This window comes from Nonomuraea composti, from assembly GCF_012034275.1.
Taxonomy (GTDB): Bacteria; Actinomycetota; Actinomycetes; order Streptosporangiales; family Streptosporangiaceae; genus Nonomuraea; species Nonomuraea composti.
Map to the genome: position 1 here is coordinate 1 of NZ_JAATEP010000138.1, position 1,570 is coordinate 1,570.

Annotated in this window: 1 protein-coding gene and 1 pseudogene; one reads left to right on the top strand and one right to left on the bottom strand. The window is 70.2% G+C overall.

Features of this window, described 5'->3' with window-relative positions; all coding sequences use genetic code 11:
- Nucleotides 1–82: 82 nt before the first annotated feature.
- Nucleotides 83–886 carry a hypothetical protein gene (locus HCN51_RS57665; protein WP_168022220.1) on the bottom strand — a complete coding sequence of 268 codons (804 nt, stop codon included), beginning with the start codon at nucleotides 884–886 and terminating at the stop codon, nucleotides 83–85.
- A 251-nt stretch (nucleotides 887–1,137) separates the two neighbouring features.
- On the opposite strand from HCN51_RS57665, the pseudogene HCN51_RS57670 reads away from it, so the two are divergent.
- Nucleotides 1,138–1,570 (top strand): annotated as a pseudogene (locus HCN51_RS57670) (hypothetical protein); the annotation flags it as partial.

A 1,570-nucleotide genomic window follows, 5' to 3' on the forward strand; every position in this document is an offset into this window, starting at 1 on the left:
GCCGGGTCGGCGTGGGCCGCCGTCGAGACGGTCATCGTCGCGGCGACGGCCATGGCGCCGAGAAAGGCGTTCCTGAGAATCTTCACGATGAGGGTTCCTCTCCCTTTTGATGTGAGTTTTGGTTGGTGAGCGTTTTCCTGATGAGCGCGCGTGCCCTGGGCAGCGCCGCCTCGCGCAGGTCGCGGGCGTTGCGGTATTCGGCGGGGTATTGCGCCTCCAGGGCGGAGGCGTTGGCCGCGTCGAGATCGCGAGCGGTTCGTGACAATCCGGAGGAGGCCGCGCAGCGGGCTTCCGCCGTCGCGACCAGCCGGTCACGGGCCTCCGCGCCGGCCTCCTCGTCGGCCAGGCGCTGCCGGCGCAGGGCCAGAGGTGTGTCCGCCGTGATCCCGGCCGCTTGCATACAGGCGGACCAGCGTTGACGGGCGGCCACGTAGGCGGGGGCGGCCTGGGTCCGGCCGACGCGCATCTGGATGAGCGTCCGGGTGACCCTGCTGGCGCGGAACCAGCGCGCCTTGTCCCCGTAGAGCTCCTGCCACGCCTGGGCCACACAGCCGTTGGCACTGTGGCCGATCGTGCCGCCGACGGGCAGTTCCGCCTCGATGACCGCGGCACGGTCGCCGTGATAGGTGGTCAGCCAGGCGCGCCGTCGTTCCTCCGGCAGGCCGTGGAAGTAGTCCCGTGAAGGGGCGGCGGCTCTTTCCAGCTCCTTTCTCGCCGCTCTGCCGTACCCGTTCTCCCGTGCCCATTCCTCGTCGTCGACGACATAGGGAAACAGATCCATGTCCGGCGTCCTGCTTTCGGGCTCCGGCCAGTACCTCAGATTCCGCCCGCTCATGCAGGCGCCGATGAGAACCTGCTCCGCTTGATGGAGAATGCCGGTTTCCACGGGCGCCGCCGCACATCCGCAAAGCACGGCCAGCCCGACCAGGGCATGCCTCAACTGTCGTCCTGACACGTGAATCCCCCCGAGGGTGACGGGCCTGAGGCCGGATCGGGCCGTCTTCCGCGCAAAGCCGGCCCCCTCACTGTCGCAGGAAGAATTCAGGCGTCGTGAGACTTGTAAGTCGTGGCTTAATCGCGCCGTTCAGGGACATGCGTGACCGGTCTGCGGCGGGGCGGCGTACACGTGGGGGACGGATGCACCGGATCCATTTCACCAGCGACGATCTGGCACGCGTCCGGGTGGCGGCGACGCTGGGCCCGATGGCCGAGACGCTGTTCAGCCTGACCGTGCTGCGGGGGCGGTCGGGGGAGGCGACGTTCGGCGCGTGGCGGCGCCGGGCGCGCGCCGGGCTGGATTCCAGATACGCGGTCCTGGGGGCCGTCCTGCCCCCGGGAGGGCCCAGTTTCGACCTGGCCAACCTGGCCGGACCCGGACGCGACTTCGCCGAGAGTGCCGAGAACTTCCTGGCCAGGAGCCGGCACGCGGTGCGGGCGGAGCTCGACTACTACGCCGACCATCACGGCCGGGTGCCGGCGGCGCTGGCCGCGCTCGTCGACAGCCCGGCCGCCCGCCGGGAGCTGCTGTCCAGGGTGGAGAGCTACCATCAGGCCGCTGTCGAGCCCCACT